This window comes from Streptomyces sp. NPDC091287, assembly GCF_044768525.1.
Classification (GTDB): Bacteria; Actinomycetota; Actinomycetes; order Streptomycetales; family Streptomycetaceae; genus Streptomyces.
This window is the reverse complement of the sequence record NZ_JBIVUV010000002.1, coordinates 91266-114761: the sequence shown is the minus strand read 5'-3', so window position 1 is coordinate 114761 and position 23496 is coordinate 91266. Positions and strand designations below refer to the sequence as shown.

The following is a 23496-nucleotide window of genomic DNA, read 5'->3' as shown; positions in this document are numbered from 1 at the left end:
TCCTCTGGTTGTGGGTGTCCTTTCCCCCCCCTTCCCCCGCCCCCGGCCGAAAAACACCGGGGCGGGGGGGGGGGGGGGGGGGGGCGCCCCCCCCCCCCCCCCCCGGGGGGGGGGGGGGGGCCCACCCCCCCCCCCCCCCCCCCCCGCCGTTCTGCTGGGCGTCGCGTCAGACGCGGCGGTGGCGGCCGTAGTACTCGCCGGTCGTGCGGTGGAATTCCGTGTCGCCGATGTGCTTGTCCTTGTCGAATTCCGGAGAGTCCTTGACCTGGTCCTTGGTGAGGTCCAGGTAGACCTTCTTCTCGTCGCTGTCGATCCGGCTCACCGTGCCCGCCGGGAGCAGAACGTGCTTGCCGAAAATCCATACGCCGGTGTCGACCACCAGATACGAGGACGTGACATCGTCGGAGTGCTTGTCGACCTTGCCGATTCCGCCGTCCGTCGCCTCGACCTTGTAGCCGATCAGATCGGTACCGGCGGTGTGGCCGACATTCGGCTGGTAACCCCACAGGTTGTCACTCATGTTGTCACTCATGGGAAATTCCTTCGTTCGTATGGATAAGGAATGGACGTGTTCGGAGCGGCCGTCGGGGCGGCGCCGACGCTGGTTCGCTCTCTCGCTCCCGCTTCTGGCGATCCGCCCTTTGCCTCAGCGACCGCTGATCAGCCTCCTGCCCCGGACCATCCGGCATACGCCCACGGAATCGGTTGTTTTCCGCCCCGATTTCAGGGAAGTCGGGCAACCTGCACCAGGTCGGTTCACGAGCCTCGTCGATCGACTCCGGCGCTGAGGATTTTTCCGTATCGAGGCCTACTTTTCCCGATGCCGGGCACCCGGATTTTCCCGATGCCGGGCACACGGACGAACACGACTCGAAGGAGCAACTCCCATGCTGGGTATAGCAGCCGCAGTTCTGTTCTTCGTCGCATTCCTTATCAACGCTGCCGACATTTCCACCAACGACGTGTTCGCGTCGGGCAATGTGATGCTGATCGGCCTCGCGCTCCTCGCCCTGCACGTCGCGGGCGTGGGCGCCGGAAGCAGGATCGGCGGCTCGCGCAGGCGCTGAGGCACCCGCAGGCACCACGGCCCCGGCCCAGCCCCGGCCCCCGGGAGAAGGCACACCGACGGAGAAGGCACACCGATGAACGACGCATCGCACGACAACACGGGCACGCCCACCCCTGAGGAACTGCGCGAACAGATGGAGCGAACGCGCGACAAGCTCGGGCAGACCGTCGAGGCGCTCGCGGCGAAGGCCGACCTCACGGGGCAGGCGAAGGACGAGGTCGCCGCGGTGCAGGAGCGGGCCGCCGGGAAGGCCGGGACGGCATCCGGCCGCATGCGCCACCTGACGGAACAGGCCGCGCAGCGGGTGAAGGACAGGACACCCGACGCCGTGCTGGAAGAGACCGCGCGGGTCACCGCGCAGCTGCGTGAGCGTACGGTGCGCGCCGGTCAGTACGCGGCGGTGAAGGCTCCCGATCCTCTGCGGGAAAGGGCGGAGCGAGCCGCGACGGCTGTCCGCGCCAACCGCGCCCCGCTCCTCACGGGCAGTGCCCTGCTGGTCGCCTTCCTGCTGGTACGCCACAGCCGCGGACGCAACCGATGAAGGGGACCAAGATCGCCTACAAGCCGGTCGGCCTGGTCCTGGGTGCTGTCAGCGGGATGATCGCGGGCGCCGCCTTCAAACAGACGTGGAAACTCATCGAGGGCGAGGGCGACGCGCCCGACGCTCTCGACGAGGGCCGCTCGTGGCGGCAGATCCTCCTCGCAGCCGCCGTACAGGGGGCGATCTTCTCCGTGGTCAAGGCCGCCGTCGAACGCTCGGGCGCCCAGGTGACCAGGCGCGTCACGGGCACCTGGCCGGCGTGACCCCCGGGGCTGGCCGCCGCCCGCGCCCCCGTCAGTCGGTCCCCGGCGGCTGGTACGCGGCCTGCCGGGCGGCCAACGACCCGTTGAAACGGGTGAGCAGGGCGCAGAACGTGTCCCGCTCCTCCTGCGACCAGCCGTCCGTCACCTGGGACATCAGCTCGCGCCGCGAGGCCCGGACCTCTTCCAGCCGGGCCTGACCGCGCGGCGAGAGCTGGAGCACCACGGCCCGGCCGTCCTCCGGATGCGACGTGCGCTTCACCAGACCGGTGTCGACGAGCGGCGCGACCTGTCGCGTCACCGTCGAGGAGTCGATGCCCATCCCGGCCGCCAGCGCCTTGACGCCCATCGGACCTTCCCGGTCCAGCCGGTTCAGCAGCAGGTACGCCGCCCGGTCCATCGAGTTGCGGACCTGGCCGACACCGCCGAGGCGGGTCTGCTCGGCACGGCGGGCGAAGACCGCCACCTGGTGCTGGAGGGAGTCCAGCAGGCGGTCGGGGCCCGGGTGTTCGGGGGCGGCGCCCCCGGAAGGAGACGCAGCAGTCGTCATGTCCTGAGGGGGCATGGCCGGGGGCTCTCTTCGTGCGGTGTCGGATGGGTGGGGGACAGAGTACGCGGCCCCGGGGCAACGCGTACCAGTGCCGCACAAACCTGCGGACACCACCGCAGGCCGCCATGAGACAAGTCCGCCGCGCCCGCTCGGAGCTGCAAGACTTGCGGACATGAGCTTCCGCGCGACCGCCCGCCACCCGGCCCTGATCCTCGACGACGTCCGGGGTGCGCAGAAGATGCTGTCCGGGGTGGCGCGGGTGACCGCCCTGGAGGGCAGCCGCCATCTGACCGAGCTGGTCGGCTCCCCGGTGCACCTCAAGTGCGAGAACCTCCAGCGCACCGGCTCCTTCAAACTGCGCGGCGCCTACGTCCGGATCTCCGGCCTCACCCCGGTGGAACGGGCGGCCGGGGTGGTCGCCGCCAGCGCCGGGAACCACGCCCAGGGCGTCGCCCTCGCCTCGTCGCTCCTCGGCGTACGCTCCACGGTCTTCATGCCCGTCGGGGCGCCCCTGCCCAAGGTCGCCGCGACCCGGGAGTACGGGGCCGAGGTGCGGCTGCACGGCCAGGTCGTCGACGAGACCCTCGCCGCCGCCGAGCGGTACGCGGAGGAGACCGGCGCGGTCTTCATCCACCCCTTCGACCACCCCGACATCATCGCGGGCCAGGGCACCGTCGGGCTGGAGATCCTGGAGCAGTGCCCCGAGGTCCGCACGATCGTCCTCGGCATCGGCGGCGGCGGGTTCGCCGCGGGCGTCGCCGTCGCGGTGAAGGCCCTGCGCCCCGACGTCCGGATCATCGGCGTCCAGGCCGAGGGGGCCGCCTGCTACCCGCCATCCCTGGCCGCCGGGCACCCCGTCTCGCTCGACTCCCCGACCACGATGGCCGACGGCATCAAGGTGGGCCGGCCCGGCGACGTACCGTATCGGCTGATCGAGGAGCTGGTCGACGAGGTCCGCACAGTCACCGAGGACGAGCTGTCCAGTGCGCTGCTGCTCTGCCTGGAGCGGGCCAAGCTGGTCGTCGAACCGGCCGGGGCCAGCCCGGTGGCAGCGCTGCTCAGCGACCCGAAGGCGTTCCGGGGGCCGGTGGTGGCCGTGCTGTCCGGCGGCAACGTCGACCCGCTGCTGATGCAGCGCATCCTGCGGCACGGGATGTCCGCCGCGGGCCGCTATCTGAGCCTGCGGCTGCGCCTCACCGACCGCCCGGGGGCGCTGGCCGCCCTGCTGGCCGCGCTGACCGTGGCCGACGCCAACGTCCTCGACATCAGCCATGTGCGCACCGACCCGCGCCTCGGCCTGACCGAGGCGGAGGTCGACCTGCATCTGGAGACCAAGGGGCCGCAGCACTGCGCGGAGGTCGAGGCGGCGCTGAGGGCGGCGGGCTTCCGGGTGATGGGCTGAGAAACCCGCCGCGGAAGGACTGATCGCGCCGTGGTGCGGCCGGGATGCGCCCGTTCACCGGGCGGTGGCGGCCCGCCGATCCTAGGATCGGAGCGGAAGGCCGCCACCGGCGACACCATCACCATCCGCGAGTGACGGGGGAGCCCCTCCATGCCAGGTGCGATCCACGCCGAAGGTCTGGTGAAGACCTTCGGCGACGTACGAGCCCTCGACGGCGTCGACCTCGACGTCCCCGAAGGCACGGTCCTCGGACTGCTCGGGCCCAACGGTGCGGGCAAGACCACCGCCGTACGGGTGCTGACCACGCTGCTGCGCCCGGACAGCGGCACCGCCGTCGTGGCCGGGATCGACGTACTGAAAAAGCCCAACGAGGTACGCCGCTCGATCGGGCTCTCCGGGCAGTTCGCCGCGGTCGACGAGTATCTGACCGGCCGGGAGAACCTCCAGATGGTCGGGCAGCTCTACCATCTGAGCGCCCGGGACGCGAAGGCCCGGGCGGGCGTCCTGCTGGACCGGTTCAACCTCGGCGACGCCGCCGACCGCACCGCCAAGACGTACTCCGGCGGTATGCGCCGGCGCCTCGACCTCGCGGCGGCGCTCGTCGTGTCGCCGCCCGTGATGTTCATGGACGAGCCGACGACCGGCCTCGACCCGCGCAACCGGCAGCAGCTCTGGGACGTGATCGAGGACCTGGTGGCGGGCGGTACGACCCTGCTGCTGACCACGCAGTACCTGGAGGAGGCCGACCGCCTCGCCCATGACATCTGCGTCATCGACCACGGCAAGGTCATCGCCCGCGGTACCTCCGACCAGCTCAAGGCCCGCACCGGCGGCGAGCGCGTCGAGGTCGTCGTGCACCGCCCGGACGAGATCGAGCGCGCCCGGTCCGTGCTGACCGCACTCGGCAAGGGAGAGGTCACCGTCGCCCAGCTCTCCCGCAAGCTGACCGCCCCGGTCAGCGGCGGGGCCAAGCTGCTGGCCGAGATCATCCGCGACCTGGACGCCCAGGGCGTGGAGATCGACGACATCGCCCTGCGCAGGCCCACCCTGGACGACGTCTTCCTCTCCCTCACCGGCCACGCCGCCGAGGTTCACGAGAACGGGGACGAGGAGCCCGACGGAGCGGTAGCGGAACGTTCCCCCGACCCCCGGAGCAAGGAGGACACCCGGTGAGCGAGATCGCCAAGGACGCCCCCTCGTTGCTCCCTCGCCCCGCCGGGGGCGTCACGCAGTCCGTGAAGGACTCCCTCGTCGTCGCCAAGCGGAATCTGATCCGGATGACCCGGATCCCCGAGATGGTGATCTTCGGACTGATCCAGCCGATCATGTTCGTGGTGCTCTTCACCTACGTTTTCGGCGGCTCCATCAGCATCGGCGGCTCGACCGACCCGCAGCTGTACAAGGAGTTCCTGATGGCGGGCATCTTCGCCCAGACCGTCACCTTCGCCACCGCGGGCGCCGGCGCCGGCATCGCCGACGACATGCACAAGGGGCTCATCGACCGCTTCCGGTCGCTGCCCATGGCCCGGGGCGCGGTCCTCACCGGACGGACGCTCGCCGACCTCGTCCAGACCACGCTCACCCTCGTCGTGCTCGCGGGAGTCGCCCTGATCGTCGGCTGGCGCACCCACGAGAACATCGGCAAGGTGATCTGCGGCTTCCTGCTGCTGCTCCTTCTCGGCTACGCGTTCTCCTGGATCGGCGCCCTGATCGGCCTGTCCGTGCGCACCCCGGAGGCGGCGACCTCCGGCGGCCTGATCTGGCTGTTCCCGCTGACGTTCATCTCGAACGCCTTCGTGCCGGTCACCGGCATGCCGACGTTCCTCCAGCACGTCGCCGAGTGGAACCCGTTCAGCGCCACGGTGGCCGGGGCCCGCGAGCTCTTCGGGAACACGATGCCGGGCGTGCCGCAGTCCGTCACCGGGGCCTGGCCGATGGAGCACCCGATCCTCGCCTCGGTCATCTGGTCGGTGCTGATCATCGTGGTCTTCCGCACCCTCGCGGTCCGCAAATACCGCTCGGCCGCCGTCTGACGCCCGCCACGTGACACCACGGAGGACACCATGACCAGCGCACCGGACGACCCGGCCACCGAGCTGCCAGGTGCCCCGCCCGTCGTCGACCAGGCCACCTGGCAGGCCGCCCGGGACGAGCTCCTGGCTCGGGAGAAGGCCCACACCCGCCAGGGCGACGCGCTCGCCGCGGCCCGCCGCCGGCTGCCGATGGTGGAGGTCGACGGGACGGTCGAGGTCGTCGGACCCGAGGGCCCCGTCCCCTTCCTGGACCTCTTCCAGGGCCGCCGGGAGCTCGTCGTCTACCAGCACATGTGGTACGACGGCGCACCGCACCAGGGCCAGTGCGAGGGCTGCACCGACGCGGTCTGGCACATGAGGGACGCCGTCTACCTCAACGCCCGGGGCGTCTCGTTCGCCGTCCTGACCACGGCCTCCTGGGACGAGGTGGCCGCCTACACCGCGTTCATGGGCTACACCCAGCCCTGGTACTCGGTGCGCGGCCTGGACGCGCCGATCGGCGGCGAGATGGGACACCTCGCCTGCTTCCTGCGCGAGGGCGGGCGCGTGTTCCTCACCTACTCCACGACCGGCCGCGGAATCGAGTCGGCCAACGGCTCCTTCGGCCTGCTCGATCTGACGCCCTACGGCCGCGGCGAGGCGTGGGAGGACCGGCCCGAGGGCCGGCCCGCGATCGGACGGGTCCGCGACGGCTATCCGGGCGAGGGCGGCCAGGTCTGCTGGTACTGGCGCACCGACGCGGACGGGACCGCGAGCTGGGGCCCGGCCAGCCGCCCCACCCCGCAGTGGACCCGCCCCGGCGTGACGCCCGAGGAGACCCTCGGCCGCACCGGCGACTGCTCCTGACCCGGCCCGCGGGAACGGCCCGGGTGCGTACGGCGGCCGGTGACGCGCGGGAGCCCCGGCCGTCCGACGTGCACGAAGCGCGGGAGCCCCGGCCGTACGACGTGCACGACGCGCGGGAGCCCCGGCCGTCCGTGGCCGGGGCTCCCGTGTCGTTCCGTCGTGATGCGGCCGGATCAGCCGGTGTAGGGCTTCGCCGCCAGGATCTTCACCGAGGCCGTCTTGCCGTTCGGCAGCTCGTAGTCCGCGTCGTCGCCCGTCCGCTTGCCGTTGACGCCGAGGCCGAGCGGGGACTGCGGGGAGTACGTCTCGATCTCCGTGCTGGCGTACTCACGGGAGGCGAGCAGGAAGGTCAGCGTGTCGCTCTCATCGCCGTCGAAGGCGATCGTGACGACCATTCCGGGCTCGACCACGCCGTCGTCGGCCGGCGCCTCGCCGACCTTCGCGTGCTCCAGGAGCTGGGTCAGCTGGCGCACCCGCAGCTCCATCTTGCCCTGCTCCTCCTTGGCCGCGTGGTACCCGCCGTTCTCCCGGAGGTCACCCTCCTCACGGGCCGCCGCGATCTTGACGGCGATCTCCGTGCGCGCGGGACCAGACAGGTACTCCAGCTCGGCCTTGAGCTGGTTGTACGCCTCCTGCGTGAGCCAGGTGACGTTTTCGCTGGTCTGGGTCACAGGTGCTCCTCGTCGGTGCTGGGAATACAAAGCATCGCCCTACCCAGAAGCATGTGCTTCTCCGGGTGGGCGAAACCACGAGCCTAACAATTCCGCAGGAAAAGGGGGAGAAGGTAAACCGTCACACCCCTCAACCGGCCGATGTGACCCGTATCGTCGCAGGTCACAGGGGTGCGACAGGAATCAGCCGGTCGGGCCGTCGTCGGCGGTGCAGCCCATCGGCTCGACCGCGGTCGCCCTGGACCGGGTCACCACGGTCACGACCTCGTCGATCCGGTCCTCGGCCCGGTCGAAGCGGACCTCCTTGCGGCCCACCTCGGAACCGTCCTCGCTGAGCGCCCGCACCAGGCAGTAGCCGTGGCCGTCGCGGTCCTTGCGAACCTCCAGGTGGACATCGGCCCGGGCGTCGGAGACGACCTTGAACTTGATCATCTCGGCGCTGATGCCCTGGCCGCCGACGTAGTCGAAGCCGATCCACCCGATCACGCCGAGCAGGGCGACGCCCAGGACCGATCCGACGATCTTCAGCTTGCGGTCCGCACGCTGATCCTCGGTCCGGCCGTACCGCCCCTCGGGCAGGGCCTCACGAACCGTCGTCATGATCGTTCCCTCCGGACCGGGCATCGAGGAATTTTCCGGCCCCTCGTTCAGTCACTATAGAAGCCGCCCGCCCGGCGTCCGACCGCGCCCCATATCGATGCCGCGCGGGCGCGGCACCTCTTGAGACAGAGACCCGGACCGGCTTCGACAGCGACCCGGATCGACCTGACCGACCCATGATCGACCAGAGCGACCAATGACTGAGGATCGAGCTTTGACTGAGCAGCTGCGACTGATGGCCGTTCACGCCCACCCCGACGACGAGTCGAGCAAGGGCGCGGCCACCATGGCCAAGTACGTGTCCGAGGGGGTGGACGTGCTGGTCGTGACCTGCACGGGAGGCGAGCGCGGCTCCATCCTCAACCCGAAGCTCCAGGGCGACGCGTACATCGAGAAGAACATCCACGAGGTGCGCAAGAAGGAGATGGACGAGGCCCGGGAGATCCTGGGCGTCCAGCAGGAGTGGCTCGGATTCGTCGACTCCGGGCTGCCCGAGGGCGACCCGCTGCCGCCGCTGCCCGAGGGCTGCTTCGCCCTGGAGGACCCCGAGGTCGCCGCAGGACGCCTGGTGGCGAAGATCCGCGCGTTCCGGCCGCAGGTCATCACCACGTACGACGAGAACGGCGGCTACCCGCACCCCGACCACATCATGACGCACACGATCTCGATGATCGCGTTCGACGGTGCGGCCGACGCGGAGCGGTTCCCGGAGGACGAGTTCGGCCCCGTCTGGGAGCCGAAGAAGCTCTACTACAACCAGGGCTTCAACCGGCCGCGCACCGTCGCCCTGCACGAGGCGCTCCTCGCCCGGGGCCTGGAGTCCCCGTACGGCGAGTGGCTGGAGCGCTGGGAGGAGTTCGAGCGCGTGGAACGCACGCTGACCACGCACGTTCCCTGCGACGAGTTCTACGAGATCCGCGACAAGGCGCTCATCGCGCACGCCACGCAGATCGACCCCGAGGGCGGCTGGTTCCGGGTCCCGATGGACATCCAGCGCGAGGTGTGGCCCACCGAGGAGTACGAGCTGGCGAAGTCTCTGGTCGATACCTCCCTCCCCGAGAGCGACCTCTTCGCGGGCATCCGCGACAATGCCTGATATGTACGCGACCCAGGCACTGACGCACCTCGTCCCGCTCGCCGCCGAAGAGCTCGACAAGAACAAGGTCACCCCCGGCGTCCTCGGCTTCCTCGTCTTCGCGGCGCTCGCCGTCGGCGTGTGGGCCCTGATGAAGTCGATGAACCGCCACATGGGCAAGGTCAACTTCGAGGAGGCCCCCGACCCGGACGCGGTGGCCGCCGAGCCCGCCGCCGACGGGGCGGCAGCACCCCGGAAGTAACCCGCGCCGGGGCCGCGCGTACGGGAAGGGCGTCCGGCCCCGGTGACGGACGCCCGTCGGCCCGTGACCGGACGGGCGCCGGTCTCCGACGCCCGTCCGCGAAGGTCTGTCCGCGCAGGTCCGCCCGGTCATGCCCGCCCGGTCACGCCCGTGTCGTGACGGGCGTGCCGTCACGGGCGTGTCGTCAAGGTCGGGCCGGCTCCGCCGTGACGCCCATGATCTGGCCGGCGGCGCGGGTCGGGGTCAGCCCGAGCCGCCACGCCTGCCAGCCGTCCTCCAGGTCCACGCCCCGCTCCAGCGCCACCGCGAACGCCGCCGCGGACTGCTCCAGCTTGCCGTCCCGCGCCGGATGCCGGCCCTCGATCAGCTCGGCCAGCTCCTGCTGCGCCACCACTGTGCCCACCTCGATGCCCCCGGGCGAGGCGTACGGCAGCAGCGTGCAGCGCAGGAACCGGGCCCAGTCGCCGCCCCGCGCGTCCCCGTACGAGGCGAACAGCTCCGCCGCCTCCCCGCACAGCTCCAGGGCCTGCGGCGCACGCCCGTTGCCCGCGTCGATCAACGCCAGCTCCACGCATGCCCACGCCTCCCCGTACGGCACCTTGATCCGCCGGAAGTCGGCCCGCGCGTCCATCAGCAACTGCCGGGCGAACCCCGAATTGCGCAGGTTGCCCGTCTGCGCGGCCCGCTGGTCCCGGGTCACCCGGCCCGAATGGTGCCGGGCGCACGCCAGCCCGTACACGTCCCGCATCCGCGAGAACATCGTGCGGGACCGCTCCAGCTCACGCACCGCCTGATCGGTGTCCCCCTCCTCCTCCAGCGCCTGCCCCAAGTAGTACAGGGTCCAGGCCTCGCCCCGCGCGTCCTCGTTGTCCCGGTGCCGGTCCAGCGCGTCGCGCAACTGCTCCAGGGCGGCCGCCGGATCGCCGTCCAGCAGCCGGGCCCGGGCCAGCTGGGTGAGCGCCCACGCCTCGCCGCGTCCGTCGCGGGTGCGCCCGTACAGCTCCAGGGCGATGTTCAGCGCCTCCTCGGCCGGGGCGACCTCGCCGGTCCGCAGCCGCACCTGCCCCAGCTGGAACTGCGTCCAGGCCTCACCGTGCAGCGACTCGCCCTCCCGGTGCAGCCGCAGAGCGTCGGCCAGCAGGGTCAGGGCCCGCGCCAGATCGCCCCGGTCGCGCTCCACGGCCGCCAGGGCGTGCAGGGTCCAGGCCCGGTCCTCCGCCTGCGCCTCGGACGACTGGAGCGCCAGCGCCTCGCCGAGCCGGGCCGCCGCCTCCGTCAGATTGCCCTGGTGGTGCAGGGTGATGCCGAGCGAGCACAGCGCCAACGCCTCGCCCGCGTCGTTCTGCGCCTCGTGGTACAGCCCGACGACGGAGGACAGCGTGGTGCGGGCCTTGTCCAGCTCGCCGAGCTGCCGGGCCGCGATACCCGTACGCCACTGCACCGACCGCCCCAGCAGCCCCTGGTCCACGGCCTGCGTCAGCTCGCTGATCTCACCCAGGCGGTACAGGTCGCCGCGGAGCAGGCAGTAGTCGCACAGGGCGCCCAGCAGATGCAGCACCGTCGCCTGGTCGACGCCCTCCGCGTGCCGCAGCGCCGCCGTGATGAAGCTCGACTCGTCGTCCAGCCAGCGCAGCGCCGAGTCCAGCGAACCGAAACCGTGCGAGCCGAACTGCCCGGCGCGGGTCGACATCTTCCCGTCGACCATCCGGATCACCGCGTCGGCCAACTCCGCGTAGTTCGTCAGCAGCCGCTCCTGCGCCGCCGCCCGCTCGGCCGGCTCCTCCTCGTCCAGCAGCCGGGCCAGCGCGAAGGCCCGCACCAGATCGTGCAGCCGGTAGCGCGACCCCCGTACGCGGGTGAGCAGCCCGGCCCGGGTCAGCACGGTGAGCAGCCGCTCCGCCTCCTGCTCGTCCGCCGCGAGCAGCGACGCCGCCGCTGCCGCCCCCAGGCTCGCCCGGCCCGCCAGCGCGAGCCGCCGCAGCAGCCGACGGGCCTGATCACCCTGGTCGGTGTAGCGCAGCCACAGCGCCCGCTCCACCGGGCCCACGGGCCCGTACGCCCCCAAGTCCTCCGCCAGTGTGTGCCGACTGCGCGCCCCCAGCGCGGAACCGGCCGCCCGCAGCGCCAGCGGCAGCCCGCCGCACAGCTCCACGACGGCGTCCGTGGACGGGTAGTCGTAGGGCCCGGCCTCCTCTTCCTCGGCGACCTCGCGCAGCAGCTCCTCCGCGCCCGCCGCGTCCAGCGGGCCGACCGGCAGGTGGTGCACCCAGGCCGGCAGGTCCTCGGGCAGCTCCAGCGGCTCCCGGGCGGTGACGATCACCAGACTGTCCGAGCGCTCCGGCACCAGGGCGCGGACCTGCCCGGCGTCCGTCGCGTCGTCGAGCACGATCGTGACCGGCGTCCCCGTGAGGTGCTGGTGGTACAGCTCACCGAGCCGCCGCACCTGCTGCTCGGCCGAAGCGCCTTCCCTGAACAGCAACTGCTCGCGCGGCGCGCCCAGCCGGTTCAACAGGTGCAGCAGGGCGTCCCGGGTCGGCAGCGGGCTCTCCCCGGCCACCTGGCCACGCAGATCGACCACGCACGCACCCCGGAACTGGTCCTTGAGCGCATGGGCGGCCCGCACCGCGAGCGCCGTACGCCCCGCCCCCGGCTCACCGTGCAGCACGACGACGGTCGGCCGGGTCCGCGTCGAGGCGCGGGCCGCGTGCACCCACTGGGCGATCTGCGCCAGCTCGGCCCGCCGCCCGGTGAACGGCCCCTCCGCCTTGGGGAGATGCCCGAAGGACTGCTCCAGCACCACCCGGGTGCGGGCCGCCGCGCTGCGGTCCCCGCCGCGCGACTGCCGCCCCACCGGGGCGGTCTGCTTCTTCGGGGTGCGCGCGGCGGGCGTCAGCATGCGCTGCTGGTCCAGGTACGGGCGGATGCCCCGTACCTCCAGGGCGGACAGCCACTGGAGGCGCAACTGCTCGGCCCCGCCCGGCTGTCCGGCCGCTCCGGCGCGGCGGTGGGCGGCCGGCCAGTGCGAGGCGGTCGCCTTCGCCACGGTCGTCGCCGTGCCGGCCACCGCGACGGCCGCGCCCGCGCCGAGCGCCAGGCCGGTGTTCGCGCCGAGCGCCAGATCCGCCCCGAACGCGGCAGCAGCGGCAACCCCCGTCACCAGCAGCGGCGTTCCGAGTGTCGCTCTGCTGAAGCGCTCCGAGAGCGGGCGCTCTCCCGCCGCCACCGAGTCCAGCGCCCGTGTGTACGCGGCGTACTCCTCGCCCGCGCTGGCGGCCATGGTGTCGAGCGCGGCCCGCGCCCGCGACATCAGCGCACCGGCATCGGTCCGTCCGCCGGTGCGCCGCGTCTCCTCCTCCACGGCGCGCACCAACAGCCTCTCGGCTTCCGCCCGATGGCTGTCCCGCATATGTGTCCCCCTCCGAGTGCCGCGCTCCGGACCTCGGGTTCCGGAGCGTCGGGTACCAAGCGTCAGATACCAAGCGTCGGGGTCAAGTGTCCTGCGTGGCGCGCCCCGGCGCGAGGGGCGCAGGGCAAGGGGAGAGTCAAGCCGCGGCCGGACGGCTCACCCCTGCGGCTCGCCGCCGCCCTCCTCCTGGTCCTCCACCGGGAGGCCCAGAACGACGCGGGTTGTCCCGGTGCGGCCGACAGCCTCGCCTCATCCCCCGTAGTTGCGCAGCAACTCGATCATGTGGCGGAGCTTCGGAATGGCGTCATCGCCAACCTTGTCCTTGTCGTTGAAGTGCATCAACTCGTTGCGGACCGCGCGCAGTTCATCGAGGTGAGCAGTGAAGGAATTGCGGTCCAGCGGCCAGCCGAGCCTGTCCCACTGCTTCGGATTGCTCAGCACCCGTTGGTAGTCGCCGTAGGACATCTGGCCGAAGGAGGTGAGGCCGCGGAGTCCCTCCGGATCACAGAGCTTGATCACTTCCGCAAGGTCGATGCCTTCCGAGATGATCCGACGCAGTTGCCGGTCGAGATCACCGATGAGCAGGAACGGCCTGGCCGTGGCACCGTATTCGGCTGCCACGTCGGCGATCGTGATGATTCCGGCGATCTGGTTCGTCTGGTCCCGCACCAAGAGGAAGCCGTGCTGCTCCAGATAGGGGAGAACATCGATCAGGTGGTCGGCGTAGCTGACGGCGTGGGCCTTGACGATGGCCCGGGTAAATGGAGCATTGCTGTCCGTGTGACGAGCCAGGGCCACGGATTCCCAGGTGACGGCCCCCTGAAGATTCCGCGTTCCTTGCAGGACGGGCAGCTGCGAGTACCCGTTGAGCTGCATCTTGGTGAAGACTTCCTCGAAGCTCGCCGATGAGGTGACCGACACGACTCCCCGGAGCGCCGAGGGCAGGTTGCCGACCGTCTGCCCCTGGATCGGTTCGCCTTTGTCCTCCTCATCGGAGGCGGCGGGTCCCGCCGCGCGGGTCGTCCTCGGCGTCTCTGTCTCTGTCGGCGCCTGCTGCTCGGGCGGCCCCTCCTCTTCAGCGACGTCCTCCGGGTCCACGGACGGCCCGGTCAAGGTGACCCGGTCGTCGATCCCCACGGCTGCGAAGTCCGGCATGGTGGACAGGCCGTGGTTGGCCAGCTCGGTGGCTATCTGCTCGCTCACCAGGTAGCCGCGGCGGGACGCTCCCCACCAGTCCAGCAGGTCGCGGACGGTGAGGGTGACGGGAGTGCCCGCGTCGGCCTGCTTCCGAGCCTCTTTGAGCCTGGCGTGCCGAGCCGCGGAGCTGTCCCCCGCAGGGCCGCTGTGAAGAGGTGGCTCCGCCACTGAGTCCAGGAGCTCCTGTCTCAGGATGTCCAGCAGGGCGCCGTTCTCCAGTTCCCAGGCGGTCCATCCGTCGTAGGGGCCCCGCCCAGTGGCTGCCGCAGCCGCAGTGGAAGGGGACTTGAAGCGGCGTCCGTCACTCAGTTCGATCCTGCCGTCTGCGGTCACCTCGGCGAGATGCACCTCCCCGGATCGCCTACGCGGGAAAGCGAGCCGTGTGCCTGCCTTCAGCAGCCCGACGGCAACGAGGTCGGAGACCAGGACCCGGCGCCCTTCGAACAGATAGGAGGCTCGCCCCAGAGGTTCTTCCGTACCGTCGCCCTGCGCGGAATCAGTCATCAGTCTCTCCCCCGGTGCGGTCCTGCCTCAAGACCTCCCGATCATCGCAGAGGCGGACTTCGTGGCGCCGGGTACGCCTCTCTCCGCTGATGTCACCGTACGAAGAACCTCGCACGGGCCCAGTGGCCCTGCGGATGCTCGCGCGCCGAACGAGTACGTCGTTCCTCACAACGTCCCGAGGTCGACGGCGACGGGGAAGGGCGCGGCGGCGTTGATCGCACCGGTGAACATCTCGCCGTCCCGGTACGCCTTGGTGGCAGGATCGAGAACGTAGGTGTAGACGATCGGGACACCCGTCGCGGCCTGCTCGATCCGCCAGTAGAAGGGGATGCCGGCCTTGGCGTACTGATCCACCTTCACGATGCGGTCCGTGGTCTCCGATCCGGGCGACACGACCTCGACGACCAGGAGTACGTGCTCGGGGCGGGTGGGCGTGAGGTCGATCGTTTCCGACTGGTAGACGATGACGTCAGGACGGCGGTTGGTGAGCGGAACGTCCTGCAGGCGGACGTCGAAGTCCGTGTCGGCGTTCCAGTCCGGGCCCGCAGCCGCGTCCAGGGCGTTGGCCAGGATGCGGGCCAGCCGGTTGTGGCGCTTGGAGGCGCTCGGGCTCACGACGACCATCCCGTCCACGATCTCGATGCCGGCGCACTGCTCCGCGGACCAGGAGTCGTACTGCTCCGCGCTGATCTGCGTATGCATCCACGCGGGCGCCACCATCTCGGCGGTCATGGTGTACCTCCTTCGAGAGGCCTCGGCAGGTCCGGCGCTGCTGCGCCAAGCGTACTGTTCCGAGGCGCCGGGCTGCCCGACTCGGAAGGGAAGGAGCCGCCCACCATGTCATGGCGCATAAGTGCCATTCGGCCGAGTGAGGTGGGCGCGTCAGTGTTTCACCGGTCGTGGCAGACGCTCTGAGAGGCTGGGCGTATGAACCGGTCGGCTGGTGTGAGCTCGCCTTATCTCCTCCAGCACGCCGGCATCCCCGTCGGCTGTTGGCTGTGATCGCCCGAGGCGGGATGTGGCCGTGCTGCCTATACGTCTCTGATGATCACGCGCTTACCGCAGAGCTTGGACCAATCGTCACGGTCGGAGGTCAGAACGATCGCGGGGGCCGGGACGCGGAGCGCGAGCGCGGCGACGAGGGCGTCGATCGCGTACTTGCGCCCATGCAGCCCGCCTGCGTCCTGAAGCAGCGCCACGGCGGTCAGGGAGTCCTCCTGGGTGACCGGTTCCACCCGCAGTCGGGAGAGCACCCACGTCAACCGCGCAGGATCGGTCTTGCCGTGTACGGCTTCGACGATGGTCAGCGCAGACACGAGGACGGGAACCCCGACCTGCCGGGATGCCTCGATGCGAGCCGCCATGCCGCGGTCGTTGCGCAGGAGCAGGGAGAGCGCCTCGGAGTCGAGCACCAGCGAGCGGGCCGACTGCTCCTTCACGCGGCGCCCCGCTCCGTGTTCTCGTCCGCGAACAGCTCGCGACGTGCGGCTTCGATCTCCTGCTCCGTGAGCGCGCCGTGCTCTTCTTCGTGGGCCGCGACGATCTCAGCGAGCCCGTCCATGGCGAGCTGGTGCCTGACAGCCTCGGTGACGTAGCCGGAGAGCCCCCGGCGGCCGGTCCTTGATCGGACTTCACTGACCAGCTCGGAAGGCATGGACACGGAGATGTTCTCAGTGACTCCCGAACGATTCTGCTTCATGGGATCAGTGTAAGACCATCTCTATTACATGCGCGAGATCGTCCGTGTACCCGCCGGACTGACGGCCGGCGGAGGCATCGCCGGAACCGCTGAAAGTCACTGTCCGGACCTAGGGCATGTTCGGCGGAAGCGCCGCCTTCGATCGAGTGATCAGATCGGAGCTCGCCCTGCGGCAGGGCAAGTGCTACGCCTCCGCACGGCGCAGGAACTGCCAGCCCAGCGCTGCCAGGGTGAGCGTCTGCACAAGTGAGGTGAGCACGAGTAAGAGGTGAACGGTGGGGGAGGACCAGAACGCGATCATGCAGACCATGGGCAGGATCAGAAACGTGAACAGGTCCACTGCTGTCTGAAGCCGCTTACGCATGGCGCGGCCCGCAACATCGCGGTTATAGACCTCCCACCCGAACAATGCGCCCCTGGCAGAGGCGAGTTCCCCCAGACGCGGCCCCAGCCGATCGCGGACGTAGCAGCCGATCGCCGAGATCTTCTCGTCATTGACCAAATAGGTGTGACGCCACAACCACGTCACCCAGCCTGGTGGCGTCCCATAAGGCGCCGGCGACCCCAACGAACAGCGCGGCCGCCGGCGAGAACTCCTGAATCGCGCGTTCGGCGATCACTGCGGCGGAGTGGTTTCCTTTGCTTGTCAGGCCAAGTGCGACACGGCACGACGTACCCTGCACGGTTCCCACTTCGAACCGGGTGCCACGCTCGTGGAGGTGCGCCTGCGGGCTCGCCAGCTTCTGGCGCACGGCCTGGTACTCGAGATTGAGGGCGGTGAGAATCACCACCGGGCCTTTCGGCATCTATTCCTCTTCCCCGTTCGGGTTCTCTTCCGTAGCGGACGGCGCGGGTTGGATCAGCGGTGGGAACAGGACGGTTTTTGGACCGGCCCGGTACAGCCGTGCCGGTCGCCCGCCCGTGCTCCTGCGGTCCGTCCCGACGGGAATGATGAATCCCTTCGCGGCTTGGACCTTCCGGTAGAAATTGCGAGTGTCGAGTTCGGTGCCCCAGACTGCCTCGTACACCTGTTGCAGCTCTGCGATGGTGAACTCCTCCCCGCAGAACGCCGTGGCCAGCGACGAGAACTCAAGCTTGGTACGGGCGTGTTCGATCCCGTCCGTGGCGATTCGACGGTGGTCGAAGGCGAGTTCCACCTCCCCCGACAGCACGGCTTCCGCGGGAACCCAGGAGGCATCGGTGGCATCCGTTCCCGCGACCGGGTCGGGTAGCCCTGGTGCGATCGCCAGGTGCGCCACGGAAACGACTCGGCCCCGGGGGTCGCGATTCGATTCTCCGTACACGGCCAACTGCTCAAGGTGTACCCAGCTGGATGCCAGGGCTGTTTCCTCGTTCAGTTCGCGGTGGGCGGCATCCAGGATCTCCTCGCGATCGTGGTTCAGGAATCCTCCGGGCAGGGCGGGCATGCTTCGGAAGGGGTCTTCACCCCGCTCCACCACGAGCACGTGGAGGCGGCCCTCCCGCAGCGTCAGGATCACGAGATCGACCGTCAGCAGTACAGGGGGCGGTGACCACGCGTCATCTTGCATGCTGTGTAAGGTACCTCAGTTATTGTCAACTTCACAATAAGGGGTGTGTGGTGCTTGCTGTCGCGCTCGACTCCGCAGTCCCGGTGCGGGTGATGGGGCTTCGCGGGCCGACCGGTTGGAACTGACTCCGCCAGTGCGTTCGGGTTTCGGGGTTCCCGCGGCCGGTGCTGCGATACTGCCCGCATGGTGAACCGCCTGGCCGATGCCATGTCCCCGTACCTCCTCCAGCACGCCGACAATCCCGTCGACTGGTGGCCCTGGTCGCCCGAGGCGTTCGAGGCGGCCAGAGAGCGGGATGTGCCCGTGCTGCTCAGCGTTGGGTACGCCAGCTGCCACTGGTGCCATGTGATGGCGCACGAGTCGTTCGAGGACGAGACCGTCGCCGCCTACCTCAACGCGCACTTCGTGCCCGTGAAGGTCGACCGGGAGGAGCGGCCCGACGTCGACGCCGTCTACATGGAGGCCGTCCAGGCGGCGACCGGGCACGGCGGGTGGCCGATGACCGTCTTCCTCACGGCGGACGCCGAACCCTTCTACTTCGGGACCTACTTCCCGCCCGAGGCCCGGCACGGCTCGCCCTCCTTCCAGCAGGTCCTGGAAGGTGTGGCGGCCGCCTGGACCGACCGGCGGGAGGAGGTCGCCGAGGTCGCCGGGCGGATCGTCGCGGATCTGGCGGGGCGTTCGCTGGTGCACGGTGGTGACGGGGTGCCGGGGGAGCAGGAGACCGCGCAGGCGCTGCTCGGGCTGACCCGGGAGTACGACGAACAGCACGGCGGGTTCGGGGGCGCGCCCAAGTTCCCGCCGTCCATGGTGGTGGAGTTCCTGTTGCGGCACTACGCCCGTACGGGGTCGGAGGGGGCGCTTCAGATGGCCGCCGACAGCTGTGCGGCGATGGCCCGGGGCGGGATCTACGACCAGCTCGGCGGGGGCTTCGCGCGCTACTCCGTGGACCGGGAGTGGGTGGTTCCGCACTTCGAGAAGATGCTGTACGACAACGCGCTGCTCTGCCGCGTGTACGCCCATCTGTGGCGTACCACCGGGTCGGACGAGGCCCGGCGGATCGCCCTGGAGACCGCCGACTTCATGGTGCGGGAGCTGCGGACCGCCGAGGGCGGCTTCGCCTCCGCGCTGGACGCGGACAGCGAGGACGCCGACGGCAAGCACGTCGAGGGCGCCTTCTACGTGTGGACGCCCGCCCAGCTCCGTGAGGTGCTGGGCGAGGAGGACGCCGCCTTCGCCGCCGCGTACTTCGGGGTGACGGAGGAGGGGACGTTCGAGGAGGGGTCCTCCGTGCTCCGGCTGCCGGGGGAGGCGGGGCCCGTGGACGCCGCCCGGGTCGCGGACGTACGGGCCCGGCTGCTGGCGGCCCGTGCGGAGCGGCCGCGCCCGGGGCTGGACGACAAGGTGGTCGCCGCCTGGAACGGGCTCGCCATCGCCGCGCTCGCCGAGACCGGAGCGTACTTCGACCGGCCGGATCTGGTGGAGCGGGCCACCGAGGCCGCCGATCTGCTGGTCCGGGTGCATCTGGGCGAGGTGGCCCGGCTGACCCGCACGTCCAGGGACGGGCGTGCCGGCGACAACGCCGGGGTGCTGGAGGACTACGGCGACGTCGCCGAGGGCTTCCTCGCCCTGGCGGCGGTGACCGGGGAGGGCGCCTGGCTGGAGTTCGCCGGGTTCCTGCTGGACATCGTGCTGGAGCAGTTCACCGGCGATGGCGGGCAGCTCTACGACACCGCCCACGACGCCGAGCAGCTCATCCGCCGGCCCCAGGACCCCACCGACAGCGCCACCCCGTCCGGGTGGACGGCAGCCGCCGGTGCGCTGCTCTCGTACGCCGCGTACACCGGGTCCGAGGCCCACCGGACGGCTGCCGAGGGTGCGCTCGGTGTGGTGAAGGCGCTGGGGCCGCGCGTGCCCCGGTTCGTCGGCTGGGGCCTCGCGGTGGCCGAGGCGCTGCTGGACGGGCCCCGTGAGGTCGCCGTCGCCGGGCCCGTCGGCGGGGAGCTGCACCGTACGGCGCTGCTGGGGCGGGCCCCGGGCGCGGTGGTCGCGGCCGGCGAGGGCCCGGGGGCGGGGGCCGAGTTCCCGCTGCTGGTGGACCGGCCGCCGGTGGGCGGGGAGCCGACCGCGTACGTCTGCCGCCACTTCGTGTGCGACGCGCCGACGACCGATGCCGGTGAGCTGGCGGGGAAGCTCGGGGGCTGAGCGCCGTCGTGGACTGCGGTGAGGGGCCGGTAGCCCGTGCGGCCGGCCCCTCGGTCGTCGGCGTACCGACTATCCGTGCTGGTACGCCACCATCGAGATGCCCACGTAGTGCGTGACGAAGGCCGCCAGCGTCAGCGAGTGGAAGACCTCGTGGAAGCCGAACCAGCGCGGCGACGGGTTCGGCTTCTTGATCCCGTAGATCACGCCGCCCGCGCTGTACAGCAGCCCGCCGACCACGACGAGGACCAGGACCGCGATGCCGCCGGTCCGCATGAAGTCGGGCAGGAAGAAGACCGCCGCCCAGCCCATCGCGATGTAGCACGGGGTGTAGAGCCAGCGCGGCGCGCCGACCCAGAACACCCGGAAGGCGATGCCCGCCGCCGCGGCCGCCCAGACCGCCCACAGCAGGGGCCGGGCGGTGGACTCGGGGAGCAGGAGCAGCGTCAGCGGCGTGTAGGTGCCCGCGATGATCAGGAAGATGTTCGCGTGGTCCAGGCGGCGGAGCACCGCCTCGCCCCGCGGCCCCCAGGTGCCGCGGTGGTAGACCGCGCTGACGCCGAACAGCAGACAGGCGCTGAGGACGTAGACGCCGCAGGCGATCCGGGCCACCGTGCTGTCGGTCAGGGCGATCAGGGTGATCCCGGCGATCACCACCGCTGGGAACATTCCGGCGTGCAGCCAGCCGCGCATGCGCGGTTTGGCGGGGACGGGGTCGAGTACGACGGGGCCCGGGGTCTGCGCGCTAGCGGCGGCGTCAGTCATATCCGCATGCTACCTACGCCACCGTAAGTAGTGGATTTGGGGCGCAAATGAGTGGCGATGCTCACGTGTGAGCCCCCCTGGACATATGGGCGGAACGGTCGGATGATCAAATGAGTGCAGTCGGCACCGGATGAGCGCCAGGGGATTTCGAAGGGTACGAAGCATCCGGGTCGCAGCCCCCACGGGGCCTTCAGACAACTGACACCCTCAACTAGGAGCGATCGTGGCGCGCGACATCGCGGCTCCCCTCACTGTCCCCACCCACCACCAGGAGCTGGTCTCCTGGGTCGACGAGATCGCAGCGATCACCCAGCCGGACCGGGTGGTCTGGTGCGACGGCTCCGAGGCCGAGTACGAGCGCCTGTGCGGGGAGCTCGTGGCCAAGGGCACGTTCACCAAGCTGGACGGGATCAAGCGGCCGAACTCGTACTACGCCGCGTCCGACCCGAGCGATGTCGCCCGCGTCGAGGACCGTACGTTCATCTGCTCCAAGGAGGAGAAGGACGCGGGTCCGACCAATCACTGGAAGGACCCCGCCGAGATGCGGGCCATCTTCACCGGTGCGGACGGTGTGTTCCGTGGGTCCATGCGCGGTCGCACCATGTACGTCGTGCCCTTCTGCATGGGGCCCGTCGGCTCGCCGCTCTCCGCGATCGGCGTCGAGATCACCGACTCCGCGTACGTCGCCGTCTCCATGCGCACCATGACCCGCATGGGCCAGGCCGTCCTGGACGAGCTGGGCACCGACGGCTTCTTCGTGAAGGCCGTCCACACCCTGGGCGCTCCCCTGGAGGAGGGCCAGGAGGACGTTCCGTGGCCCTGCAACACCACCAAGTACATCTCGCACTTCCCCGAGGACCGCGAGATCTGGTCGTACGGCTCCGGCTACGGCGGCAACGCCCTGCTCGGCAAGAAGTGCTACGCCCTGCGCATCGCGTCCGTCATGGCCCGCGACGAGGGTTGGCTCGCCGAGCACATGCTCATCCTGAAGCTGACGCCTCCGCGCGGTGAGTCCAAGTACGTCGCGGCCGCGTTCCCCTCGGCCTGCGGCAAGACCAACCTCGCCATGCTGGAGCCGACGATCCCCGGCTGGACCGTGGAGACCATCGGCGACGACATCGCCTGGATGCGGTTCGGCGAGGACGGCCGCCTCTACGCGATCAACCCCGAGGCCGGCTTCTTCGGCGTCGCGCCCGGCACCGGCGAGCACACCAACGCCAACGCCATGAAGACCATGTGGGGCAACTCCGTCTTCACCAACGTCGCGCTCACCGACGACGGCGACGTCTGGTGGGAGGGCATGACCGAGGAGGCGCCCGCGCACCTCACGGACTGGAAGGGCAACGACTGGACCCCCGAGTCCTCCACGCCCGCCGCCCACCCCAACGCCCGCTTCACCGTCCCCGCCGGACAGTGCCCGATCATCGCGCCCGAGTGGGAGGACCCCAAGGGCGTGCCGATCTCCGCGATCCTCTTCGGCGGTCGCCGCGCCTCCGCCGTCCCGCTGGTCACCGAGTCCTTCGACTGGCAGCACGGCGTCTTCCTCGGAGCCAACGTCGCCTCCGAGAAGACCGCCGCCGCCGAGGGCAAGGTCGGCGAGCTGCGCCGCGACCCGTTCGCCATGCTGCCGTTCTGCGGCTACAACATGGGCGACTACATGAACCACTGGGTCAAGGTGGGCGCCGACAAGGCCGACCAGTCGAAGCTCCCGAAGATCTACTACGTCAACTGGTTCCGCAAGAACGAGGCGGGCAAGTTCGTCTGGCCCGGCTTCGGCGAGAACAGCCGCGTCCTGAAGTGGATCGTGGAGCGCCTGGAGGGCAAGGGCGAGGGCGTCGAGTCCCCGATCGGCATCCTGCCGGCCAAGGGCGCGCTCGACACCGAGGGCCTGGACCTCTCCGAGGCCGACCTCGACTTCCTCCTCACGGTCGACAAGAAGGTCTGGCGCGAGGAGGCCGCCCTGGTCCCCGAGCACCTCAACACCTTCGGCGACCACACGCCCAAGGAGCTGTGGGATGAGTACCACGCGCTGGTGAAGCGCCTGGGCTGAGCCCGGCGCTCCCGCTGAACCCCGCGGCCGGGTCCGTCGGACATCCGCCCTGACCTGTGGGGCCGAACGACCCGCCGCGGTACGGGGCCTGTCCTCGCCGACAGCCCCGGAGGGCCTGTCCCCGACCAAGGACACCCTCCCGGCCCCCGGAACCCCCTCACGGTTCCGGGGGCCGCTCCTTCTCCGCGGGGGGCGTGCGCCGCAGACCGCCCACGCCCCCGCCCCGGTCCTCCAGGTACTTCGTGTGGGACCGCTGGCGCAGCTCCTCCGCCTCCCGCAACCCGTCCACCAGCTCCTGCGCCTCCCCGTGCAGCAGCGCCACCTGCCGCTCCAGCTCCTCCTCCGGAGCCCGCGCGCCCGGCGCGAGCCGCGTCCACCACCGGGTCCGCAGATACGCGTCGACGGACTCCGGAACGTCCCGGCGCACCGCCCGCGCCACCACGTGCACGCCCTCCGGATCGTCCGCCAGCGCCTCCGAGGCCCAGCCGGGGGCGAGCAGCCCGTCCAGCAGGCCGGTCAGCGCGGCGAGCCGTTCCGTCGCGGCGGCCGGCAGATCGACCCGGTCCAGATACGCCCGCAGGGTCACCAGGTCGGCCCGCAGTTCGTCCAGCCGGGACGACGGCTCCTCGAACGCGGGGGCGGGCGGCCGGGGCGGCGGGGCGAGCAGCGCGCCCGCCCCGTACAGCCCGCCGACCACCACCGGCCAGTACGGCCCCGCGAGCCCGGTGAAGGTGAGCGCGAGACCGCCGAGGGCCGCGGCGCCGCCGGTCAGATTCCGGGCCGACTCCAGATAGCCGACGGCCCGCGTCGCCAC

23 protein-coding genes and 2 pseudogenes are annotated in these 23496 nt (G+C 70.7%); 11 read left to right on the top strand and 14 right to left on the bottom strand.

Translation table 11 applies throughout. The features are described from left to right. Positions 1–166: 166 nt before the first annotated feature. Positions 167–520 (bottom strand): PRC-barrel domain-containing protein, encoded by a 354-nt coding sequence (locus ACIQRW_RS03330; RefSeq protein WP_210933683.1) that lies wholly within the window; start codon positions 518–520, stop codon positions 167–169. Between the two features lie 367 nt (positions 521–887). Here ACIQRW_RS03330 and ACIQRW_RS03325 point away from each other — a divergent pair, with 367 nt between their 5' ends. From ACIQRW_RS03325 to ACIQRW_RS03315, 3 genes are all read left to right on the top strand, one after another. Continuing rightward, complete coding sequence (locus tag ACIQRW_RS03325) at positions 888–1067, top strand: hypothetical protein (RefSeq protein WP_403753715.1); 180 nt, start codon at positions 888–890, stop codon at positions 1065–1067. A 75-nt stretch (positions 1068–1142) separates the two neighbouring features. Further along, positions 1143–1610 (top strand): DUF3618 domain-containing protein, encoded by a 468-nt coding sequence (locus ACIQRW_RS03320; protein ID WP_403753712.1) that lies wholly within the window; start codon positions 1143–1145, stop codon positions 1608–1610. Further along, positions 1607–1873 (top strand): DUF4235 domain-containing protein, encoded by a 267-nt coding sequence (locus ACIQRW_RS03315; RefSeq protein ID WP_403753709.1) that lies wholly within the window; start codon positions 1607–1609, stop codon positions 1871–1873. The genes ACIQRW_RS03320 and ACIQRW_RS03315 overlap by 4 nt, the downstream gene beginning before the upstream one ends. A 31-nt stretch (positions 1874–1904) precedes the next feature. Here the strand turns inward: ACIQRW_RS03315 and ACIQRW_RS03310 are convergent, their stop codons facing one another. Beyond that, entirely contained in the window at positions 1905–2435 is a 531-nt protein-coding gene (locus tag ACIQRW_RS03310; RefSeq protein ID WP_403753706.1) for a MarR family winged helix-turn-helix transcriptional regulator, read from the bottom strand. Between the two features lie 157 nt (positions 2436–2592). Between ACIQRW_RS03310 and ilvA the strand changes: the two genes are divergently transcribed. From ilvA to ACIQRW_RS03290, 4 genes are all read left to right on the top strand, one after another. After that, the gene (ilvA, locus tag ACIQRW_RS03305) at positions 2593–3822 is read left to right on the top strand and encodes a threonine ammonia-lyase (RefSeq protein ID WP_403753703.1); all 1230 of its coding nucleotides are present in this window, start codon (positions 2593–2595) and stop codon (positions 3820–3822) included. A 150-nt stretch (positions 3823–3972) separates the two neighbouring features. Beyond that, the gene (locus ACIQRW_RS03300) at positions 3973–4995 is read left to right on the top strand and encodes an ATP-binding cassette domain-containing protein (protein WP_403753700.1); all 1023 of its coding nucleotides are present in this window, start codon (positions 3973–3975) and stop codon (positions 4993–4995) included. Continuing rightward, positions 4992–5855 carry an ABC transporter permease gene (locus ACIQRW_RS03295; protein WP_403753697.1) on the top strand — a complete coding sequence of 288 codons (864 nt, stop codon included), beginning with the start codon at positions 4992–4994 and terminating at the stop codon, positions 5853–5855. Before ACIQRW_RS03300 ends, ACIQRW_RS03295 begins: the two co-directional genes overlap by 4 nt. Positions 5856–5885: 30 nt before the next feature. Beyond that, the gene (locus ACIQRW_RS03290; protein ID WP_403753694.1) at positions 5886–6701 is read left to right on the top strand and encodes a DUF899 domain-containing protein; all 816 of its coding nucleotides are present in this window, start codon (positions 5886–5888) and stop codon (positions 6699–6701) included. 173 nt (positions 6702–6874) lie between these two features. Here the strand turns inward: ACIQRW_RS03290 and greA are convergent, their stop codons facing one another. Then, positions 6875–7372, bottom strand: a complete 498-nt coding sequence (gene greA, locus ACIQRW_RS03285; RefSeq protein WP_403753691.1) for a transcription elongation factor GreA — start codon at positions 7370–7372, stop codon at positions 6875–6877. A 183-nt stretch (positions 7373–7555) separates the two neighbouring features. Then, a complete protein-coding gene (locus tag ACIQRW_RS03280) occupies positions 7556–7972 on the bottom strand; it encodes a DUF4307 domain-containing protein (RefSeq protein WP_403753688.1) in 417 nt (138 codons plus the stop codon). Between the two features lie 214 nt (positions 7973–8186). Between ACIQRW_RS03280 and mca the strand changes: the two genes are divergently transcribed. Together mca and ACIQRW_RS03270 are read left to right on the top strand one after the other, a co-directional pair. Next, on the top strand, positions 8187–9068 hold the full coding sequence (gene mca, locus ACIQRW_RS03275; protein WP_265599659.1) for a mycothiol conjugate amidase Mca: 882 nt from the start codon (positions 8187–8189) through the stop codon (positions 9066–9068). A 1-nt stretch (position 9069) separates the two neighbouring features. Further along, positions 9070–9309, top strand: coding sequence for a hypothetical protein (locus ACIQRW_RS03270; RefSeq protein ID WP_403753685.1), 240 nt, complete (start codon positions 9070–9072; stop codon positions 9307–9309). A 184-nt stretch (positions 9310–9493) separates the two neighbouring features. Here the strand turns inward: ACIQRW_RS03270 and ACIQRW_RS03265 are convergent, their stop codons facing one another. From ACIQRW_RS03265 to ACIQRW_RS03230, 8 genes and pseudogenes are all read right to left on the bottom strand, one after another. Beyond that, complete coding sequence (locus tag ACIQRW_RS03265; RefSeq protein ID WP_403753682.1) at positions 9494–12715, bottom strand: tetratricopeptide repeat protein; 3222 nt, start codon at positions 12713–12715, stop codon at positions 9494–9496. Positions 12716–12964: 249 nt separating this feature from the next. Beyond that, positions 12965–14416, bottom strand: coding sequence for a CBS domain-containing protein (locus ACIQRW_RS03260; RefSeq protein WP_403753680.1), 1452 nt, complete (start codon positions 14414–14416; stop codon positions 12965–12967). Between the two features lie 165 nt (positions 14417–14581). Continuing rightward, a complete protein-coding gene (locus ACIQRW_RS03255) occupies positions 14582–15148 on the bottom strand; it encodes a Uma2 family endonuclease (RefSeq protein ID WP_403753677.1) in 567 nt (188 codons plus the stop codon). 299 nt (positions 15149–15447) lie between these two features. Next, positions 15448–15855: a type II toxin-antitoxin system VapC family toxin gene (locus ACIQRW_RS03250; protein ID WP_403753674.1), complete on the bottom strand. Its 408-nt coding sequence runs from the start codon at positions 15853–15855 to the stop codon at positions 15448–15450. After that, the gene (locus ACIQRW_RS03245) at positions 15852–16115 is read right to left on the bottom strand and encodes a hypothetical protein (protein WP_403753671.1); all 264 of its coding nucleotides are present in this window, start codon (positions 16113–16115) and stop codon (positions 15852–15854) included. Before ACIQRW_RS03245 ends, ACIQRW_RS03250 begins: the two co-directional genes overlap by 4 nt. Positions 16116–16299: 184 nt before the next feature. Then, positions 16300–16623 (bottom strand): annotated as a pseudogene (locus ACIQRW_RS03240) (hypothetical protein); the annotation flags it as partial. Next, a pseudogene (locus tag ACIQRW_RS03235) lies at positions 16616–16921 on the bottom strand (purine phosphorylase); the annotation flags it as partial. The pseudogenes ACIQRW_RS03240 and ACIQRW_RS03235, both read right to left, overlap by 8 nt. Continuing rightward, positions 16922–17665 carry an NrtR DNA-binding winged helix domain-containing protein gene (locus ACIQRW_RS03230; RefSeq protein ID WP_403753670.1) on the bottom strand — a complete coding sequence of 248 codons (744 nt, stop codon included), beginning with the start codon at positions 17663–17665 and terminating at the stop codon, positions 16922–16924. It lies immediately after the preceding pseudogene. Positions 17666–17848: 183 nt separating this feature from the next. Here ACIQRW_RS03230 and ACIQRW_RS03225 point away from each other — a divergent pair, with 183 nt between their 5' ends. Then, entirely contained in the window at positions 17849–19870 is a 2022-nt protein-coding gene (locus ACIQRW_RS03225; protein WP_403753667.1) for a thioredoxin domain-containing protein, read from the top strand. Between the two features lie 69 nt (positions 19871–19939). On the opposite strand, the gene ACIQRW_RS03220 is transcribed toward ACIQRW_RS03225, so the two are convergent. Beyond that, on the bottom strand, positions 19940–20632 hold the full coding sequence (locus ACIQRW_RS03220; protein WP_403753665.1) for a hemolysin III family protein: 693 nt from the start codon (positions 20630–20632) through the stop codon (positions 19940–19942). Between the two features lie 223 nt (positions 20633–20855). Between ACIQRW_RS03220 and ACIQRW_RS03215 the strand changes: the two genes are divergently transcribed. Further along, on the top strand, positions 20856–22682 hold the full coding sequence (locus ACIQRW_RS03215; protein ID WP_403753662.1) for a phosphoenolpyruvate carboxykinase (GTP): 1827 nt from the start codon (positions 20856–20858) through the stop codon (positions 22680–22682). 157 nt (positions 22683–22839) lie between these two features. On the opposite strand, the gene ACIQRW_RS03210 is transcribed toward ACIQRW_RS03215, so the two are convergent. After that, positions 22840–23496: a hypothetical protein gene (locus tag ACIQRW_RS03210; protein WP_403753659.1), complete on the bottom strand. Its 657-nt coding sequence runs from the start codon at positions 23494–23496 to the stop codon at positions 22840–22842.